A 17,600-nucleotide genomic window follows, 5' to 3' on the forward strand; every position below is an offset into this window, starting at 1 on the left:
CCGGTGCTGATCAGACGCGAGACACCCGACGACATTCGAGCGATCACGGACGTCACCGACGCGGCCTTCGCCGCCAACCCCGGCGGCGAGGCGTGGCTGGTGGCCGAACTCCGCGCGGACACCGGCTGGCTCCCGGCCCTGTCCCTGGTCGCCGAAACCCCGTCCGGCGAGCTCGTCGGGCACGTGGTGTGCACGCGGGGCACCGTGAACGGCGCGCCCGCGCTCGGCCTCGGGCCGCTCAGCGTGCGGCCGGACCACCAGCGGCAGGGCGTCGGCAAAGCCCTCGTGCACGCCGTGCTCGGCGCGGCCGACGCCCTCGGCGAACCGCTGGTGGCCCTCCTCGGCGACCCGAAGTACTACTCCCGCTTCGGTTTCCGGTCGGCGGCCGACTACGGCATCGAGCCGCCGAACCCGGAGTGGGGCCCGTACTTCCAGGTGCGGACCCTGCACTCCTACAGCCCGAACCTGCGCGGGCCGTTCCGGTACGCGGAGCCGTTCGAACGCCTCTGACGCCGCCCCCGGCCTACGCCAGGGAGAACGCCAGCACGGCCGTCGCGGTGAAGTCGATCGCCGGCTCCGAACTCGGCCACGACGTCAACTCGTCCACGAACCGCGCCGACACCGAGTCGAACTCCCTGGTGTACGGCTTGGCGCAGGGGATCGCGCCCGCCGGCATCTCCCCCAGGTCGGCGAACAGCTCCGCCGCGTTCGGCCCGTTGACCACACCGCCGACCAGGACCCGGTGGCCGCCGTCCGGGTCGCCGGACAGGTTCGCCGCCTGGTGGTGCGGGCACTCCGGGAACCGGCTGCCGACCCCGACCACCAGCGTGGTGCCCCACGCGTTCGCGCCCAGCGTGAAGTTCCGTTGCCGCACACCGAAAGCGTCGAACGAGCGGTCACCCGTCAGCGACCGGTACAGGCGGGCGGTCGCCGCGAAGCCGAAGCTGCGGGTGGCCACGTCGAACTCCGACACGCTCGCGGCCGTGCCGAACGGGCTGGCCGCCGCGCTGTCCGCACCGGACCGGAGCTGCCGCCGGAGATCGCCGACGAGCTGGGCCTCCGTCACCTCCGCGCCCGGGATGCCCGCGCGCAGCAGGCGGACCAGGTCGTAATGCCCCAGGGCGCTGGTGTTGTAGACGTTCAACGTGTCGGTGTCGCCACCCGCCAGGTACACGGCGGCCCAATGGGTCGCCGCCCGCGCCCAGCCACCGGCGCGCGGATCGCGCAAAGCCCTGCCCGCCAACGCGAGCTGGGTCGCGCCGAACTCCAGGTCGTCGGCCCACGAGTCCTCGGGGTAGTAGGCGTGCGGGAACGCCGTCACCAGCTCGCCCACGTCCGAGGTCTTGGCCAGCGCGAACAGCGACGCCCCCTGCTCCAGGTAGGAGCGGGCCAGCCGGGGGTCGCGGCGGGCCTCGATCTGCGCCGCCAGCGCGAACGACGCCGCGACCCGGCCGACCAGGTTCGGGCTGATCGGCTCACCCGGCCGGTTGGCCGCGAAAACGGGGCGGTGCTTGATGAAGTACTTCTCGTCGCCCGGCCGCACGTCGAGCCGGTCGTCGTCCTCCGGCAGCCGCCACACGTCGTGGTCGCCCAGGAAACCGTGCTCCGGGCTGCCGGTGCCGATGCCCACCTGCGCGTAGAGCACCTTCCGGTCGTCGTCCCAGACCTTGTCCAGCCACCGCAGGCCGAACCGGGTCTCCGCCGCCAGCGCCGGGTCCGCCCGGTCGCGCCGCGCGAACAGCAGCGACGCCGTCGAGTACGCCGAGGCGTGGGTGAACTTCACGAAGTCGCCCGCGTCGAACCAGCCGCCCTCGACGTCGACCGTGACACCCGACGGCCGCAGCGGCTCGGCAAGCTCGTCACCGCCGTCGCCCCGGAACACCGGCGTGTCGTAGACGGTCGCGGTCCGGTCGGCCAGGTGCGCGGGCTTGCGGCCCAGCCTGCCGGGAACGACGTCCGCACCGTCCCGCTGCGCCTGGAAGAACTCCACCGTGCGGTCGGCGATCGGCGAGAACAGGTCCGACCCGATCCTGAACGGCGGCGACGTCACGCCACCCGCCCTGATCCGGTAGGTGCCCGCCCTCTCCAGGCCGGAGAAGTCGATCGGCTGCACCGCCGCGTACTTGTCGCTCCACCCGCCCCGTGACGCGCCGACCCGGCCCGACCACACCGTGCGGCCCCGCGGGTCCACCACCGTGAACCGGCCGCCCACCGCCGACGGCGTCATCAGGTAGGCCTGCTTCGGCTCGGACGTGCCGTAGCCGACCTGGTCCAGCCGCACGTGCCCGGCCTGCGCGGGCACTGCCGCCTGCGCCGGCACCGCCTGCGCCGCCAGCGCGCCGATCAGGGCAAGCGCCGACGCCCATCGTGGGATCCGCATGGAACCTCCGCTCCGGCCGGCGGCGGTGGCCTTAAGTAAAGAAACTTCCCTAATTGCGGAGAAGACTAGCCGCCGGCCGGACCGGTCACCAGCCCTCGGGCGGCTCCACGAACGCCCGGCCCACGTCCCGCGTCACCGCCAGCGCCCGCCGCACCCACGACGCGGACGCCCCGGCCAGGCCGCAGGACGGCGTCGGCACGGCGTGCGAGCCGAGCACGGATCGCGGGAAACCCAAGCGGTCCACCAGGTCCAGCGCCGGCTTGGCCACCTCGCGCAGCCCCACCGGGTGGCCGGGGTCGACACTCGGCGTGAGACCGAGGAACAGCGTCGTGCGCTCCTCCCACGCCTCGCCGACCTGGTCCCACAGGTCCCCGTCGAGCAGGGACACGTCGAACGCGATGCCCTTCGCGCCCGCCTCGCGCAGCAGCGTGATCGGCGTCCGGGGCGCGCAGCAGTGCACGACCACGTCCGCCCCGACACCGTCGACAACGGACTGGAGCAGCGCCCGCGCGTCCGGCTCCGGCACCGCCGCCACCGTCCCCAGCTTCGACGGCGTGGGCAGCAGGCCGCGCAGCACGGCGGGCAGCGTCGGCTCGTCGAGCTGCACGACCACCCGCGCGCCGGTCCGCTTCGCCACCTCCGCCACGTGCCGGGCGAGCCCCTCGGTCAGCGAGGCGGTGAGCTCCCGCAGCGCGCCCCGGTCGGTCAGCACCCGGTGCCCGCGGGCCAGCTCGACGCCGGCGGCCAGCGTCCACGGCCCGGACGCCTGCACCTTCACGACCGGCAGGTCGAGCCCGTCCGCCGCCTCCTCGAACGCGTCGAGGTCCCGGCGCAACAGATCCACCGCCCGGCGCTGGTCCCGACCGGGGTGCGCGGCGGTCCGGTAACCGGACGCCACGACCTCCACCGGCAGGTCGACCAGGATCGCGGCGGTGCGGCCGACGATGTCCGCCCCGACTCCCCGCGCGGGGAGTTCGGGCAGGTGGGGGAGGTCGGGCAGCTCGCCGAGGACGACGCGCGCGGCCTCCAGGGGGTCCGTGCCGGGCAGGGAGCCGATGCCGGTCGCAGTGCCGGCGGACCAGGGGGCAGCATTCACGGGCACAGTCTCCCACCCCCGGTTTTAACTCGGTGAAGACAGAAAAGGTCTAGACCCATTGACGAGGTGGTCTAGGCCACCTACCGTCACCTTGTCGGTGCTGACAGTTGCGACGGCACCGCACACGACGTGGTGTGGGGGCGTGCCGCGCCCCGCGCTCCCGCACCACTTCCACCCCCGTCCCCCTGCCACGGGAGCAAGTGCGATGTCGAACAAGCGCAAAGGCCTGGCCGCACTGGCGGCCGGGATCGCGGCCACCGTGGTCGGTGGACTGCTGCCGGCCGCCCCCGCGGGCGCCACGGCCACCCCGACGGCCGTGTTCACCCAGGACGCCTCCTGGGGTTCGGGCTACCAGGGCAAGTACACGATCACCGCCGGCGGCGCGGCGCTGACCGGCTGGAAGCTGGAGTTCGACCTGCCGGCGGGCACCAAGCCGGGGTCCTACTGGGACGCCACCCTGGCCAGCTCCGGCAACCACCACACGTTCACGAACCGCGAGTACAACGGCGCCGTCGCGGCGGGCGCGTCCGCCTCGTTCGGGTTCCTCGCCAGTGGCACGGGCCTGCCCACGAACTGCAAGCTCAACGGGCAGCCGTGCGCCGGCGGCACGACCACGACGACGACCACCACCACGACGACCACGACCACCACGACGTCGACCAGCACCAGCACGTCGACGAGCACGACCACCACGACCCCGCCGCCGGGCAGCATCAAGTCCGCGCCGTACGTGGACATCACGATGCCCACGCCGTCGCTGGAGTCGGTGGCCCGCGCGACCGGCCAGAAGGTGTTCACACTCGCGTTCGCACTGGCCGACAGCTCCGGCTGCAACCCGTCGTGGGGCGGCACCATCCCGCTCAACGACAGCCGGATCATCAACGACGTCAAGGCGTTGAAGGCGCTCGGCGGCGACGTGATCGTGGCGACCGGCGGCGCGGCCGGACCGTACCTGGAGTACTCGTGCTCCACTGCGGACGCGCTGCTCGGCGCGTACAAGAAGGTCCTGGACGCGGTCGGCGGCAACCACCTGGACGTGGACGTCGAGGCGTCCATCCCGCACGACATGGTCAACACGGCGCTGAAGAAGCTCCAGACCGAGCGCGGCACGTCCATCAGCTACACGATGCGGGTGCAGGGCGACGACTACGGCATGGACCCGTACTCGGTGCAGATCCTCCAGAACGCGGCGGCCAAGGGCCTCACCGTGCTGGTGAACCCGATGACCATGGAGTTCGGCTCGTCGCGCGCCGACTGGGGCGACGCGGTGATCGCGGCGGCGGAGAGCTCGCTGCGGCAGATGAAGCAGATCTGGCCGGGCAAGTCCGACGCGGAGCTCAAGCGCCTGCTCGGCGTCACCCCGATGATCGGCCGCAACTTCAACGGCAAGATCTTCAACCAGGCGCACGCCAACAAGCTGGTCGCCTGGGCGAACACCAACAAGATCGGCCTGCTCGGGTTCTGGTCGGTCGGCCGCGACAACGGCTCCTGCCCCGGCGGCGGCATCTCGCCGACGTGCAGCAGCATCCCGCAGTCGCAGTACGAGTTCACGAACATCTTCAAGGGCTTCACTCGGTAATCCCTGCACGGCGGCGGGGGTGGCGGACGTCCGACGCCACCCCCGCCGCCACCCTTTCCGGGCCGCGGGCCGCCTCAGAACAACGGCGTGAAGTGGACGACGAACGCCGGGTTGGCGTCCGGGCGGGTCGACGCGGCCAGCCAGTGCTCCCCCGGCCGCACGATCGCCCCCGCGTAGGAGTTGCGCTCGCCGCCGGTGTCCAGGACGCCCACGCACTCGGTCGGCGGGTTCTCCCGGCCCACCAGCAACCGCACGTCCGCCGTCCGGCCGACCCCCACGTACACCGCGACGAACCCGAGCACGTCCGCCCGGTACACCGTGTCCAGCTTGCCGTCGAAGCGGGGACGGCCGATGCCGAGCGGCTCGGCGCGGTTCTCCAGCGCCGTCAGGGCGCTCCGGGCGCTCGACGTCAGCGCCTCCACCCGCGCGGCGTCGGCCAGCAGCGGACGGGCGGCCTCCACCTGCGCGGAGAGCGCCCGGACCTGTCGCTCCAGTTCCGAGACGGTGGCCTGCAACGCTTCCAGCCGACGCTTCGTGCCGAACATCGCGCCCCCCATCGCCTATGGTGCGGGACATGGACGGCCCCGCCGAGATGCTCGCCAACGACGCCGCGTCGACCGCGCTCGGTATTAGAGCACTGGACCTGGCGGACGGTTCCGCGACGCTCGCCATGACGGTCACCGGGCGGATGATCAACGGGCACGGCATCGCGCACGGCGGGTACCTGTTCCTGCTGGCCGACACCGCGTTCGCGTGCGCCTGCAACCGGGCCGGGTCGGTCACGGTCGCGGCGCAGGCGGAGATCGACTTCCTCGCGCCCGTGCGGGTGGGCGACGAGCTGGTGGCGACCGCCGTCGAACGCGTCCGGTTCGGCCGCAGCGGCATCTACGACATCACCGTGCGCCGGGGTGACGAGGTCGTGGCCGAGTTCCGGGGCCGCAGCCGCACGCTCAAAGGCTGAAGCGCGCGGCCGGGGTGGCCGCGCGCTGCCGGTGGAGCCGGTGGTCAGGCCGACCGGCGCAAACCGATCACCTGCAGGACGATGAACCCGAACACCGCGACCGCCTGGGCCACGATCAGGAAAACGCCCAAGCCGGTCACCGGGAACCAGCCCGCGAAAGCGGTCAGGAAACTGTCCAACACCCACACGAAATTGCCGATCACCACCACGCCGACCAGCGGCCTGATGGGCTTCACGCCGAGCGCGAAAACACCCACGCCGTAAACCACCAGGAATGCGCCGAGCCCGAGCACGAGACCGCGCGGCAACCCCAGCGGGGCATTGATCAGCAGGGCGAGCACGCCCAATCCGCCCGAGGCGACGCCGTCGAGCTTGAGTGCGAAGCGGAGGAAACCGTCGTTGCGGACCTGAGTCGTCGTCATGGCTCCGAAGTTAGGGCCGGAACCACTGCCGGCACGACGTCGAACGCTGCCAACGGCTGCCAGTTCTCAGCGCGCGACCTGGGCGGACAGGTCGGCGGCCACCAGCTTCGCCCCCGCGTTCTGCCAGTTGTGCAACGTCCGCTCGGGGACCTGGTTGACGAACCATGCGAGCGCCTTGCGGGCCTCCGGGTCCAGGTCTTCCCGCTTCGTCCGGCGCGAATACGGCCGGATACCCACCACGTAGTAGAAGTACAGCGCGTTGTAGTGCCGCCATTCGTCGCTGGTGCCGAAGTCGCCGTCCCGCGGCTTGAGCCGGAGGATGCTCTCCAGCAACAGCGTCTTCAATTCGGCGGCGCGTTCCAGCGGCTGGTCGGCCGCACCCCGCGCGGCCAGCCGCTCGCCGATCACCGGCAATCCGGTCAACGGGCTCGCGACCAGTTTCCCCAGATCGCCGTAACTGCTCAGCGCCCGCCGGGTCAGCTTCACGAAATCCGCCTCGTCGGCCAGCGGCGCGCGGCGCGGCAGGGCGTCGGCCGCCTCGCGCAGCTCGGCCCGCTCGGACGCCACCGCCGGCACGGCCACCCGGTCCACCACCGCCGCGAGCGGGTTCGCCAGCACCTGGAGCGCGATCGCCGCCGCCACCGTCCCGAACAGCAGCGGTGTGAGCCGGTCGTCCAGGAACAACGCCACCTGCCCGCCGAACACCGCCGCCATGCCCGCCGACACGATCAACGAGCGCACCATGTCCGCCCGGATCGCCTCGCCCTCCTCGAACGCGTCCCGCACCGCCACCAGGACGCCGAACAGCAGCAGGTCCACCCCGATCGACGCGACCAGCCACACCGACGGCGTGAAATCGGTGAGCACCAACCCGGAGCCGAGCAGGAACATCAGCGTCGCCGCGCCCACCAGCGTCCGCCGGGCCCGCAGGTACAGCGCCAACGCAGCGCCCAGCGGCACCAGCACGACCGCCGGCAGGAACCACGCGGCCACCAGCAGCGGCACCGCGCCCAACCGCCACCAGCGGTCGTAGCGCTCCGGCAGCCAGCACACGATCGCGCCGGTCCACGCCACCGCCGGCACGGCCAGCACGACCGGCGGAACGGGCAGCGCGAGCGCCACCGCGTAGGCGAGCAGCCCCGCCGAGGCGCGCCGGAGCAGCGGCTTGCGCGGATCGCGCACCAGCAGGTACAGGCCGAGCCACCAGGCCAGGCCGAAAGCGGCCACCGACACCCCGATCACCCGGCGATCCTACGGTTGCGCGGGCTGGAACGATGTGGGTCATGCCCGTCGAGCTGACGCTCCGCAAGGCCGCCGAGGAAGTCGAACGTGGCGATCTGGCCAGCGTCCTGCGAGCACGGCAACGGCTCGTGGGCCTGGTCGCCAGCTACCCGGCCCGGCTGGACCTGCGCGACCGGCTCGCCGAGGTCTACCGCGTGCTCGGCGACACCGCGCAGGCCGGCCGGTGGAGCTACCTGTCCGAGCAGCGCGACCCGGCCGAGACGGCGGCGTTCGAACGGGCCTACCGCACGCCGATGGCCCGCCTGGCGGCGCTGAACTGGGCGAGCGGCGAGGCGCCCACGGAAACCGCGCGCATCCGGCTGAGCGCGTTGCAGGGCGAGGTGTCCGAGCAGTTGCGCGCGGAACTCGCCGAGGCCGACGACCGCGACTCGTCGTGGAGCACGAACATCCTCGTGCTGCTCGGCCTGGTCGTGGCGCTGCTGTGCTTCGTGGTCGGCCTGGTGACCCTCGTCATGTGGGTGTACAGGTGGCTCGCCGGGTAGGCGCATCCTGGGAGGCATGACCCCCGACGTCGCCACCGCGGCCGACCGCATCCGCCCCCACGTCCGCCGCACCCCGCTGTGGCGGGTGGAGGTCGACGGCCGCCCGCTGGCGCTCAAGCTCGAACACCTCCAGCTCACCGGCTCGTTCAAACTGCGCGGCGCGGTCAACACCCTGCTCGCGGCCGACGTCCCCGAGCGGGTGGTCACGGCGTCCGGCGGCAACCACGGCCTGGGCGTGGCGACCGCCGCCCGGCTGCTCGGCACGCAGGCCACCGTGTACGTGCCGGTGGGCGCGCCGGAGGGCAAGGTGCGGCGGATCGAGGCGGCGGGCGCGAAGCTCATCCGGGCGGGCGCGACCTACGCGGAGGCCGTGCTCGCGGCCCGGGAAGCGCCCGGGTACTACGTGGAGGCGTACAACGACCCCTCCGTGGTGGCCGGGCAGGGCACCGTGGCGGCGGAGATCGTCGCCGACGCGCCGGACGTCGACACGATCGCGGTGGCCGTCGGCGGCGGCGGGCTCGCGGCCGGCACGGCGCTGGCCGGTCGGCACGTCGTGGCCGTGGAACCCGAGCACTGCTGCTGCCTGCACCACGCGCTGGAGGCCGGTGCGCCGGTCGACTCGACCGTGGACTCGGTGGCGGCGTCCGCGTTGGGCGCGTCCCGGGTGGGCGAGCTGCCGTTCGACATCCTGCGGGCGGCTGCCGTGTCCTCGGTGCTGGTCGACGACGCCGAGCTGCTGTCCGCGCGGGACCGGCTGTGGGAGGAGTTCCGGCTGGCCGTGGAACCCGCGGCGGCGGTGCCGTTCGCGGCGTGGCTGCACGGCCGGGTGCCCGGCGAGTCGGTGTGCGTGATCCTGTGCGGCGCCAACACGGACTGGACGCCGTAACCCCGTACTCCGAACGCCCTGGTCCCGGCGCCGGTACGCGTGCCGACGTACCCGGTGAAGCCGCCTGCCGCCCGACGCCGCCGTCCGGCGATGTGAGCACCATCGGGTGACATGACTTCGCGTGTCGCGTACCGGGTGGCGGCGGTGCTGTTCCTGTCCGGGCTGTTCCACCTCGGGGTGTTCTTCGTGGCCGGCGGCCCCTGGGAAGGCCCGGTGTCGTGGCGCAAGCCGGTGACGTTCGGGCTGTCCTTCGGGCTCACGCTGGCGACCTACGTGTGGGTGGGCGGGTTCCTGCGGCTGCGGGCGTTCTGGATCTGGCTGTTCACGGCGGCCTCCGTGCTGGAGGTGGCGCTGATCAGCCTCCAGGCGTGGCGCGGGGTGCCTTCGCACTTCAACACGGCGACCGCCTTCGACAGCCTGGTGGCACGCGGGCTGACCGGTGGCGGCGTGATGATCATCGGGTCGGTGGCGGCGCTGGTGGTGGCCGCGCTGCGCGCCGCGCACCTCGCGCCGGGCATGCGGGTGGCGGTGGTGGTCGGGACGTCGACGCTCGCCGCGGCGCTGGCGTTCGGCGGGCTGATGATCGCCGAGCGCGACGGGTCGTGGAAGCTCGCGCACGGGGTCGCCATGCACGGCGTGCTCGTCCTGCCGCTGCTGGCGTGGGTGCTGGGCTTCACGACCTGGGACGAGCGGCGGCGGACCGGGCTGGTCGGGCTCGGATCGGCCGGGTACGTCCTGCTGATCGCCGGCGCGGCCCTGTTCAACGCGACCGCATGACCCACGCGCCGCGCCGGGCAGCCCGCTCCCGAGCCGAAACCGACCGGTCCGCCACGACGAGCCCCGCCCGGCCGATCGGCTCCGACACTGCGGGTCGCCGGCCCGGGACCGGACTCAGCGGGTCGAGCCGATCGTCGCACCGGCCGGCACCAGGTCGCCGGCCCGGGACCGGGCTCAGCGGGTCGAGCCGATCGTCGCGCTGGCCAGCACCAGGTCGCCCGCCGCGTCCGGCCGGTACACCGCGACCGCCTGGCCGGGCGCGACACCGCTGAGCGGCTCGCGCAGGCGCACCAGCAGCTCGCCGCCCACCAGCTCGGCCACGGCCGGCGCGAGGCCGCCGTGCGCGCGGACCTGGGCGACGCACTCCACCGGGCCGTCGAAGTCGATCCGGGTCACCGGCCGGTGCGCCACGATCTCGGTCACCGCCAGCTTCTCCGCCGCGCCCACCCGGACCGTGCCGGACACCGGCTCCAGCGACAGCACGTACCGGGGGCGGCCGTCCGGTGCGGGCGCGTCGATGCCCAGGCCCTTGCGCTGCCCCACGGTGAACTCGTGCACGCCGACGTGCCTGCCCAGCACCGCGCCGGTCTCGTCGTCCACCAGCACACCCGGCTGCTCGCCGAGCCGCTTGGTCAGGAAGCCGCGCGTGTCGCCGTCCGGGATGAAGCAGATGTCGTGGCTGTCCGGCTTCTCCGCCACCTGGAGGCCGCGCTCGGCCGCCTCGACCCGGACGTCGACCTTGGTCGAGTCGCCCAACGGGAACATGGCGTGCGCGAGCTGCTCCCCGGTCAGCGAAGCCAGCACGTAGGACTGGTCCTTGCCGTCGTCGGCGCTGCGCCGCAGCTCCACCCGGCCGTCCACAGTGGACAGGCGCGCGTAGTGCCCGGTGCACACCGCGTCGAAGCCGAGCGCGATCGCCTTGTCCAGCAACGCCTCGAACTTGATCCGCTCGTTGCACCGCAGGCACGGGTTGGGCGTGCGCCCCGCCGCGTACTCCGCGACGAAGTCCTCCACCACGTCCTCGGTGAACCGCTCGGCGAAGTCCCAGACGTAGAACGGGATGCCCAGCACGTCGGCGGCCCGGCGGGCGTCCCGCGCGTCCTCGATCGTGCAGCAGCCGCGCGCGCCGGTCCGCAGCGTGCCGGGCTTGGCCGACAACGCGAGGTGCACACCGGTCACGTCATGTCCCGCCGCCACCGCCCGCGCCGCGGCCACGGCGGAGTCCACACCGCCGCTCATCGCCGCCAGCACCCGCATCCCGCTCACACCTCCGCCGTAGTCCGGCCGCCGGTACCGGCGAGCCGCTTCATCCCCGCGATGCCCGCCGTGCGGGCCCGTTCCACCACCGGCCCGATCACCTCGGCCAGCTCGCGGACCTCGGCCATGGTCGAGGTGTGCCCGAGCGAGAACCGCAGCGAACCCCGTGCCGCCACCGGCTCCACGCCCATCGCCAGCAGCACGTGACTCGGCTGCGCGACACCGGCCGTGCACGCCGAGCCGGTCGAGCACTCGATGCCCTTGGCGTCCAACAGCATCAACAGGCTGTCACCCTCACAGCCGGGGAACGTCAAGTGCGCGTTGCCGGGCAGCCGGTGCTCCAGGTCGCCGTTCACCACCACGTCCGGCACCGCGCGCCGCACCGAGGCGATCAACTCGTCCCGCAGCGCCGCCACCTCGCCGGCCCGCGCCACCTGCTCGGTGACCGCGTGCCGCACCGCCGCGGCCAGGGCGACGATCGCCGGCACGTCCAACGTCCCGGACCGCACGTCCCGCTCCTGACCGCCACCGTGCAGCAGCGGCGTCGTCGCCACATCCCGCCCCAGCAGCAGCACACCCACACCGTAAGGACCGCCGACCTTGTGCCCGGTCAACGTCAGAGCGCTCGCGCCGGACTCCGTGAAGTCCACCGGCACCGCGCCCACCGCCTGCACGGCGTCGGTGTGGAACGGGACACCGCGCGCGGCGGCCACCTCGGCCAGCTCGCGCGCCGGGTTGAGCGTGCCGACCTCGTTGTTCGCCCACATCGCCGTGACCAGGGCGACGTCGTCGTCCAACAGGTCCCGCAACGCCTCGGGCCGGATGCGCCCCAACCGGTCGGGCTCCAGCCAGGTGACCTCGGCCCCTTCGTGCTCGACCAGCCACTGCACGGTGTCCAGCACGGCGTGGTGCTCGACACTGGTCGCCACGACCCGCCGCCGGCCGGAGGCCCGCCGAGCCCAGTAGATCCCCTTGACGGCGAGGTTGTCACTCTCCGTGCCGCCACTGGTGAAGACCACCTCGGAAGGCCGCGCGCCCAAGGCGTCGGCGATGTCTTCCCGAGCCTCCTCGACCGCCCGCCGCGCCCGCCGCCCGGAGGTGTGCAGCGACGAGGCGTTGCCCGTGGTGGACAACGCCTTGGTCATCGCCTCGATCGCCGCGGGGAGCATCGGGGTCGTGGCGGCATGGTCGAAGTAGGCCATCAGTCATCCAGGGTAGCCCGGCCCAGCCGCCGGGTGAGCACGGCACCGAGCACCGCGACGCCCGCCATCAACAGGTCGAACGGCACCACCGCCGCCGTCGGCGCCTGCGCGGACGCGAACGTGGTGACCAACACCCCACCGAGCCCGACCAGCAACGCCGACCCGAGCATGTCGCTGATCTGCAACGCCGACGAGTTGAACCCCCGGTCGACGTCACTCGACGCGGCCAGCGTGAGCACGCTCAGACTGGACATGGCCAACCCCATCCCGGCGCCCGCGATCCCCCACAGCAGCGGAGTGAGCCAGGCAGGCCCCCACGAGGGTGCGATGAGCGTCACTCCGGCAATACCCACGGCGTTGAGGACGAACCCCCACCGGACGAGGGTCGCCCGGGGGATGTCGGGCTTCCGGGACTGCCACCACGCGGCCGTGGACCAGCCGATGGCACTGAGCGTCAGCGGGATGCCGGACGCGATGGCCGAGTACCCGTGCACCGAGGTCAACGTGAGCGGGATGAACGCCTCGGCCGCGAAGAACGACCCGGCGAGCAGCGCACGAGCCAGAATCGTCACCGGAAGCCCCGGACGGGCGCGCAACGTGCCCTTGGGCAGCAACACCCGCAACGCGGGCACCAGCACGACCAACCCGACCAGCCCGACCACCAGGTTCAACCCACGCGGGTGCTGAGCGGCCCAACTGAGCCCGACGACCCCGGCCCCGGCCGCCAACGCGGCCAACGGCAGCCCCTTGCGCCGGTCGGGGTCGGGCCGGTGCTCGGGCAGGTTCCGCAGAACGGGGACAAGGAGCAACACACCCAGCAGAACCAGCGGAGCAAGCCCCAGGAACACCCAACGCCACGAAACCGCCTCCGTCAGCCACCCGGACACCGCCGGCCCGACCAACGAGGGCACGACCCAGGCACTGGCCAACAACCCGAACACGGCAGGCCGGTCGTTCTCGGGATAGACCAACCCGATCAACACATAGACCGCGACCACCTGCGCACCGCCACCCAGACCTTGCAGGACACGGCCGAGCAACAACTGGGTCATGTCCTGCGCGAACCCGGCGACCAACAGCCCGACCAGGAACAACGCGGGCCCGACCAACAGACTGGGCCGAGGCCCCCGCAGGTCGCTGAACCGCCCGGACAAGACCGTGGCGACGACACTGGCAGCGAGGAACGCGAGGAACGGCCACGCATACATCTCGTCGCCACGCAACTCGGAGACCATCCGAGGCATGGCGGTGCTGACACCCATGTTCTCGAAAGCCAACAACGTGACGAGCAAGATGATCCCAGCCGTCGGCCCCCGCCGATCCGGGGCCCACAACCTGCTGGAAGAAGAAGCCGCCTCGAACTCTCGCCCCGCATCAGTCGTGGTCACAGCCCCATGGTTCATCCTCGACTTGGGTGGAGGTCAAGGCGATATGACGCAGAACCGACACACCACCCCCACAGCCGTGCGCCGGCACACACCCCAGGCCTCCCCGGAGGCCTGCCCAGCGGCGAGCGTCGCCTTTCGACCCGACCAGGCGTGACCGCCCGCCGGCGATCTCCAGACCAGGCCCGGCGGGGATGCGGAGGCGACCACACCCCCGCCGAAGCTCACACCGACTCCCGCTCCACCACACCCCCATGCACCCGCTGAGCCGGCACCGACCTCCCGCCGTACAACGCCCGCTCAGCCGAAGCCTGCACCAACGCAGCCAACTCCCGCCGCGACGAAGCCCGCCCGGGAGCAACCTCGTCCAACACGGAAACCTCGACCACCAACCCCCGCAACCGCAACACCCGAAGCAGGGAATCCACCAACGTATCCGACCCGACGAACGCGGCCCCGGTAGCAGGAGAACCAGAAACGAGATACCGCAACACCACCGGCCGAACAGGCACCCCGGCATCCAACGCAGCCTGGAACAACGCCGGCCGATACCGCCCGGAAGCCAACCCGCACCAGGTAGTGCCCTCGGCATGAATCCCGACCGCGGCCCCGTCCTTCAGAGCCGAGGCAAGCTCGGCCACCGTCCCGGGCAACAACGACAACCGCTCCCGATCCAGGTACACCGTCCGGGCAGCGGTGATCAACCACCCCAGCACCGGCCACCGACGGATATCCCGCTTGGCCACCATCCGGATCGGCTGCACGGCATCGATGGCCAACTCGTCGAACCACGACACGTGGTTGGACACCACCAACACCCCCCGCGAGGGCGTGGCCTGGAACACCGGCCCACCCACCACCGTCAACCGAGCCCCGAACGCCCGGACCAACGCCCGAAACCACCGCCGCAGCACGACTTCACGCCAACGACCCCGCACCACCAACGCGAACAGAGCGACAACCACCCCAAGAACCAACAGGACGGTCAGCGCCGCGCACACCCGCCACACCAGACGGAGAACCCCCACCGAGGCGGACGTGCGGTCCACACACCCGTCACCGCAAGGCGAGACCGGCATCCACGCATGGGCCGCGCTCACGACGTCTCGCCCAGGAAGAACTTCAGGTAGCGCTGGTCCACGTGCTCCATCCCCAGCAGCACCAGCAGGTCCGCCACGCCGAAGTCGGGGTCCAGCGCCGGCCGCCCGCACACCCAGGCTCCCAGCCGCAGGTAGCCCTTCAGCAACGGCGGCAGCACGGCCTTCGCGGGACGCTCCACGGAGTCCACGTCCCACGGCCGCAGCGGCGTCACCCGGTACTCCTCCGGGGCGTAGTGCTTGGCGTGCACCTGGTCCCACACGCCCGCCGCGTACGTGCCGCCGTCGTGCAGCGGCACGGAGGCGCAGCCCACCAGCCACGAGTGGCCGGACAACAGCATGTACCGGGCGATGCCCGCCCACACCAGCGACACGACGGCGCCGTTGCGGTGGTCGGGGTGCACGCACGAGCGCCCCGTCTCCACCACGGACGGCCGCAGGGCCGCCAGGTTCGTCAGGTCGAACTCCGTGTCGGAGTACAGCTTGCCGGCCTCGGCGGCCCGCTCCGGCGGCAGCATCCGGTACGTGCCGACGATCTCGCCGGTCCGGTCGTCACGCACCACGAGGTGGTCGCAGTGCTCGTCGAACGGGTCGACGTCGTGGTCGGCGACCGGGGAGTGCAGGGTCGCGCCCATCTCACCGGCGAAGACCTGGTGGCGCAGTCTCTGCGCGGCCACGACCTCGGCGCTGTCGCGGGCGACGAGCAGGGAGTAGCGCGGCGCGTCGGCGGCAGCGGAGTCCCCGGTGCTGACAAGCAGTTGAGGCTGCGTCATGGGTCTGGTGTACCTACCCGATGGAAACCGACAGCAGGTCGTTCCGATGACGCATTAATGGCAGGTCGGTTAAACCCTGGTGCGCTGGAATGCGGAAGAAGATCGCCACTCACCTGCCGAAGGTGACCAACCCTCGGCTGACCAGGGCAAATCCACCTCCGAACGGCAACGGGGGCCGCCCCTCCGAAAGGACGGCCCCCGCCACGCGGAAATGATCAGCCCTTGCGCTTGTCGACCTCTTCGCTGAGCTGCGGCGCGACGTTGAACAGGTCGCCCACCACACCGAAGTCGGCGATCTCGAAGATCGGCGCCTCGGCGTCCTTGTTCACCGCGACGATCGTCTTCGACGTCTGCATACCGGCCCGGTGCTGGATCGCGCCCGAGATGCCCAGCGCGATGTAGAGCTGCGGCGAGACCGTCTTGCCGGTCTGGCCGACCTGGAACTGGTGCGGGTAGTAGCCGGAGTCCACTGCGGCGCGCGACGCGCCCACGGCCGCGCCGAGGCTGTCCGCCAGCTTCTCGACCACGGCGAAGCTCTCCGCCGAGCCGACGCCGCGGCCACCGGACACGACGACCGACGCCTCGGTCAGCTCCGGCCGGTCGCCGCCCACGATCGGCTCGCGACCGGTCACCCGGGTCACCCGGGCCGGGTCGGCGGCGGGCAGCTCCACGGCCTGCTCGACCGCGTCACCGGGGGCCTCCTCGGCCTCCACGCCACCGGGCCGCACCGCGATGACCGGCACGCCGCTGCTGACCTTCGACTTGACGACGTACGCGCCGCCGAAGACCGACTGGGTGCCGACGCCGTCGCCGTCGAGGTCGACCACGTCGTAGAGCAGACCGGAGCCCAGGCGCACGGCGAGCCGGCCCGCGACCTCCTTGCCCTCCAGCGTCGCCGACACCAGCACGGCGGCCGGGGAGGCGGTGCCCGCGATGGTCGCCAACGCGTCCACCTTCGGCGTGACGAGGTGGTTCACCGCGTCCTCGGACTCCACCGCGTACACCTTGGCCGCGCCGTAACGGGCCAGGGACTCCCTCACTTTGCCCGCGGAGCCGGGCGATCCGACCACCACCGCGGACGGCTCGCCGAGACGGCGCGCGGCGGATAGAAGCTCATAGGTGACCTTCTTGACCTCGCCGTCGACGTGGTCGACGAGGACCAGGACCTCGGACATGTGTTCCCTCGCCTTCAGATGAGCTTCTGGTCGACCAGGTACGCGGCGATCTTCGAACCGCCGTCACCCGAGTCCTCGACGCGCTGACCGGCGCTGCGCGGCGGCTTGGGAGCCGCCTCCAGCACCTGCGACCAGGCCGCGCCGAGGCCGACCTCGCCCGCGTCCAGCCCGAGGTCCGCCACGGTGAGCGTGGTCACGGGCTTCTTCTTCGCCGCCATGATGCCCTTGAAGGACGGGTAGCGCGGCTCGTTGATCTTCTCGGTCACGCTGACCACGGCAGGCAGGTCCGCCTCCAGGAACGCGAGGCCCTCGTCGGTCTCCCGCTCGGCCTTGATCACGCCGCCCTCGACGGACAGCTTGCGGACCTGGGTGACCTGCGGCAGACCCAGCAGCTCGGCCAGGATGGCGGGCACGGCGCCCGCGCGGCCGTCGGTCGCCTCGTTGCCGGCGAGGACCAGGTCGAAGGCCTCGACCGTGCCGATGGCCTTGGCCAGCACCTTGGCGGTGGTCAGCACGTCCGAGCCGTGCAGGGCCTCGTCGGAGACGTGGATCGCCTTGTCCGCGCCCATGGACAGCGCCTTGCGGATCGCGTCGGTGGCGCGGTCAGGACCCATCGCGACGACGGTCACCTCGCCGCCGTGCGCCTCCTGGAGCAGCAGCGCTTCTTCCACCGCGCGCTCGTTGATCTCGTCGAGCACGGCGTCCGCGGACTCGCGGTCGAGGGTGTGGTCGGCGTCGGTGAGCTTGCGCTCGGACCAGGTGTCGGGCACCTGCTTGACCAGGACGACAATGTTCATGGGTCCTCTTCGACCTCCTGCGGACGGGC

The 17,600-nt window shown here is 72.2% G+C and carries 18 protein-coding genes; 6 read left to right on the forward strand and 12 right to left on the reverse strand.

Annotated features, from left to right (window positions below; genetic code table 11):
• Positions 1 to 3 precede the first annotated feature (3 nt).
• Positions 4 to 510 carry a GNAT family N-acetyltransferase gene (locus ACQPZF_RS34700; RefSeq protein ID WP_433264314.1) on the forward strand — a complete coding sequence of 169 codons (507 nt, stop codon included), beginning with the start codon at positions 4 to 6 and terminating at the stop codon, positions 508 to 510.
• A gap of 13 nt (positions 511 to 523) precedes the next feature.
• On the opposite strand, the gene ACQPZF_RS34705 is transcribed toward ACQPZF_RS34700, so the two are convergent.
• Together ACQPZF_RS34705 and ACQPZF_RS34710 are read right to left on the reverse strand one after the other, a co-directional pair.
• On the reverse strand, positions 524 to 2,380 hold the full coding sequence (locus tag ACQPZF_RS34705; RefSeq protein ID WP_433264316.1) for a glycoside hydrolase family 9 protein: 1,857 nt from the start codon (positions 2,378 to 2,380) through the stop codon (positions 524 to 526).
• A gap of 85 nt (positions 2,381 to 2,465) precedes the next feature.
• Positions 2,466 to 3,476 carry a methionine synthase gene (locus ACQPZF_RS34710; RefSeq protein ID WP_433264318.1) on the reverse strand — a complete coding sequence of 337 codons (1,011 nt, stop codon included), beginning with the start codon at positions 3,474 to 3,476 and terminating at the stop codon, positions 2,466 to 2,468.
• Positions 3,477 to 3,681: 205 nt separating this feature from the next.
• Between ACQPZF_RS34710 and ACQPZF_RS34715 the strand changes: the two genes are divergently transcribed.
• Positions 3,682 to 5,055: a cellulose binding domain-containing protein gene (locus ACQPZF_RS34715; protein WP_433264320.1), complete on the forward strand. Its 1,374-nt coding sequence runs from the start codon at positions 3,682 to 3,684 to the stop codon at positions 5,053 to 5,055.
• A 74-nt stretch (positions 5,056 to 5,129) separates the two neighbouring features.
• Here the strand turns inward: ACQPZF_RS34715 and ACQPZF_RS34720 are convergent, their stop codons facing one another.
• On the reverse strand, positions 5,130 to 5,600 hold the full coding sequence (locus tag ACQPZF_RS34720) for a hypothetical protein (RefSeq protein ID WP_433264322.1): 471 nt from the start codon (positions 5,598 to 5,600) through the stop codon (positions 5,130 to 5,132).
• A 29-nt stretch (positions 5,601 to 5,629) separates the two neighbouring features.
• On the opposite strand from ACQPZF_RS34720, the gene paaI reads away from it, so the two are divergent.
• Positions 5,630 to 6,016, forward strand: a complete 387-nt coding sequence (gene paaI / locus ACQPZF_RS34725) for a hydroxyphenylacetyl-CoA thioesterase PaaI (protein ID WP_433264324.1) — start codon at positions 5,630 to 5,632, stop codon at positions 6,014 to 6,016.
• Positions 6,017 to 6,060: 44 nt separating this feature from the next.
• On the opposite strand, the gene ACQPZF_RS34730 is transcribed toward paaI, so the two are convergent.
• Together ACQPZF_RS34730 and ACQPZF_RS34735 are read right to left on the reverse strand one after the other, a co-directional pair.
• On the reverse strand, positions 6,061 to 6,438 hold the full coding sequence (locus ACQPZF_RS34730; protein WP_433264326.1) for a hypothetical protein: 378 nt from the start codon (positions 6,436 to 6,438) through the stop codon (positions 6,061 to 6,063).
• Between the two features lie 66 nt (positions 6,439 to 6,504).
• Positions 6,505 to 7,680 (reverse strand): hypothetical protein, encoded by a 1,176-nt coding sequence (locus ACQPZF_RS34735; protein ID WP_433264327.1) that lies wholly within the window; start codon positions 7,678 to 7,680, stop codon positions 6,505 to 6,507.
• Positions 7,681 to 7,721: 41 nt separating this feature from the next.
• Between ACQPZF_RS34735 and ACQPZF_RS34740 the strand changes: the two genes are divergently transcribed.
• The 3 genes from ACQPZF_RS34740 (at position 7,722) to ACQPZF_RS34750 (ending at position 9,885) form a co-directional block, all read left to right on the forward strand.
• On the forward strand, positions 7,722 to 8,222 hold the full coding sequence (locus tag ACQPZF_RS34740) for a DUF6584 family protein (RefSeq protein WP_433264329.1): 501 nt from the start codon (positions 7,722 to 7,724) through the stop codon (positions 8,220 to 8,222).
• A gap of 16 nt (positions 8,223 to 8,238) precedes the next feature.
• Entirely contained in the window at positions 8,239 to 9,108 is an 870-nt protein-coding gene (locus tag ACQPZF_RS34745; protein WP_433264331.1) for a serine/threonine dehydratase, read from the forward strand.
• 111 nt (positions 9,109 to 9,219) lie between these two features.
• Entirely contained in the window at positions 9,220 to 9,885 is a 666-nt protein-coding gene (locus ACQPZF_RS34750; RefSeq protein ID WP_433264333.1) for a hypothetical protein, read from the forward strand.
• Positions 9,886 to 10,059: 174 nt separating this feature from the next.
• On the opposite strand, the gene mnmA is transcribed toward ACQPZF_RS34750, so the two are convergent.
• The 7 genes from mnmA to ACQPZF_RS34785 form a co-directional block, all read right to left on the reverse strand.
• Entirely contained in the window at positions 10,060 to 11,142 is a 1,083-nt protein-coding gene (gene mnmA / locus ACQPZF_RS34755; RefSeq protein ID WP_433274845.1) for a tRNA 2-thiouridine(34) synthase MnmA, read from the reverse strand.
• A 5-nt stretch (positions 11,143 to 11,147) separates the two neighbouring features.
• The gene (locus ACQPZF_RS34760) at positions 11,148 to 12,344 is read right to left on the reverse strand and encodes a cysteine desulfurase family protein (protein WP_433264335.1); all 1,197 of its coding nucleotides are present in this window, start codon (positions 12,342 to 12,344) and stop codon (positions 11,148 to 11,150) included.
• Positions 12,344 to 13,636, reverse strand: coding sequence for an MFS transporter (locus ACQPZF_RS34765; RefSeq protein WP_433264337.1), 1,293 nt, complete (start codon positions 13,634 to 13,636; stop codon positions 12,344 to 12,346). Before ACQPZF_RS34765 ends, ACQPZF_RS34760 begins: the two co-directional genes overlap by 1 nt.
• A 317-nt stretch (positions 13,637 to 13,953) precedes the next feature.
• Positions 13,954 to 14,757 (reverse strand): lysophospholipid acyltransferase family protein, encoded by an 804-nt coding sequence (locus tag ACQPZF_RS34770; RefSeq protein WP_433264339.1) that lies wholly within the window; start codon positions 14,755 to 14,757, stop codon positions 13,954 to 13,956.
• A gap of 68 nt (positions 14,758 to 14,825) precedes the next feature.
• Positions 14,826 to 15,599, reverse strand: coding sequence for a GNAT family N-acetyltransferase (locus ACQPZF_RS34775; protein WP_433264340.1), 774 nt, complete (start codon positions 15,597 to 15,599; stop codon positions 14,826 to 14,828).
• 215 nt (positions 15,600 to 15,814) lie between these two features.
• Positions 15,815 to 16,774: an electron transfer flavoprotein subunit alpha/FixB family protein gene (locus ACQPZF_RS34780; protein WP_433264342.1), complete on the reverse strand. Its 960-nt coding sequence runs from the start codon at positions 16,772 to 16,774 to the stop codon at positions 15,815 to 15,817.
• A 14-nt stretch (positions 16,775 to 16,788) separates the two neighbouring features.
• Complete coding sequence (locus ACQPZF_RS34785) at positions 16,789 to 17,571, reverse strand: electron transfer flavoprotein subunit beta/FixA family protein (protein ID WP_433264344.1); 783 nt, start codon at positions 17,569 to 17,571, stop codon at positions 16,789 to 16,791.
• Positions 17,572 to 17,600: the final 29 nt, after the last annotated feature.

Source organism: Actinosynnema sp. CS-041913, from assembly GCF_050942485.1.
Taxonomy (GTDB): Bacteria; Actinomycetota; Actinomycetes; order Mycobacteriales; family Pseudonocardiaceae; genus Actinosynnema.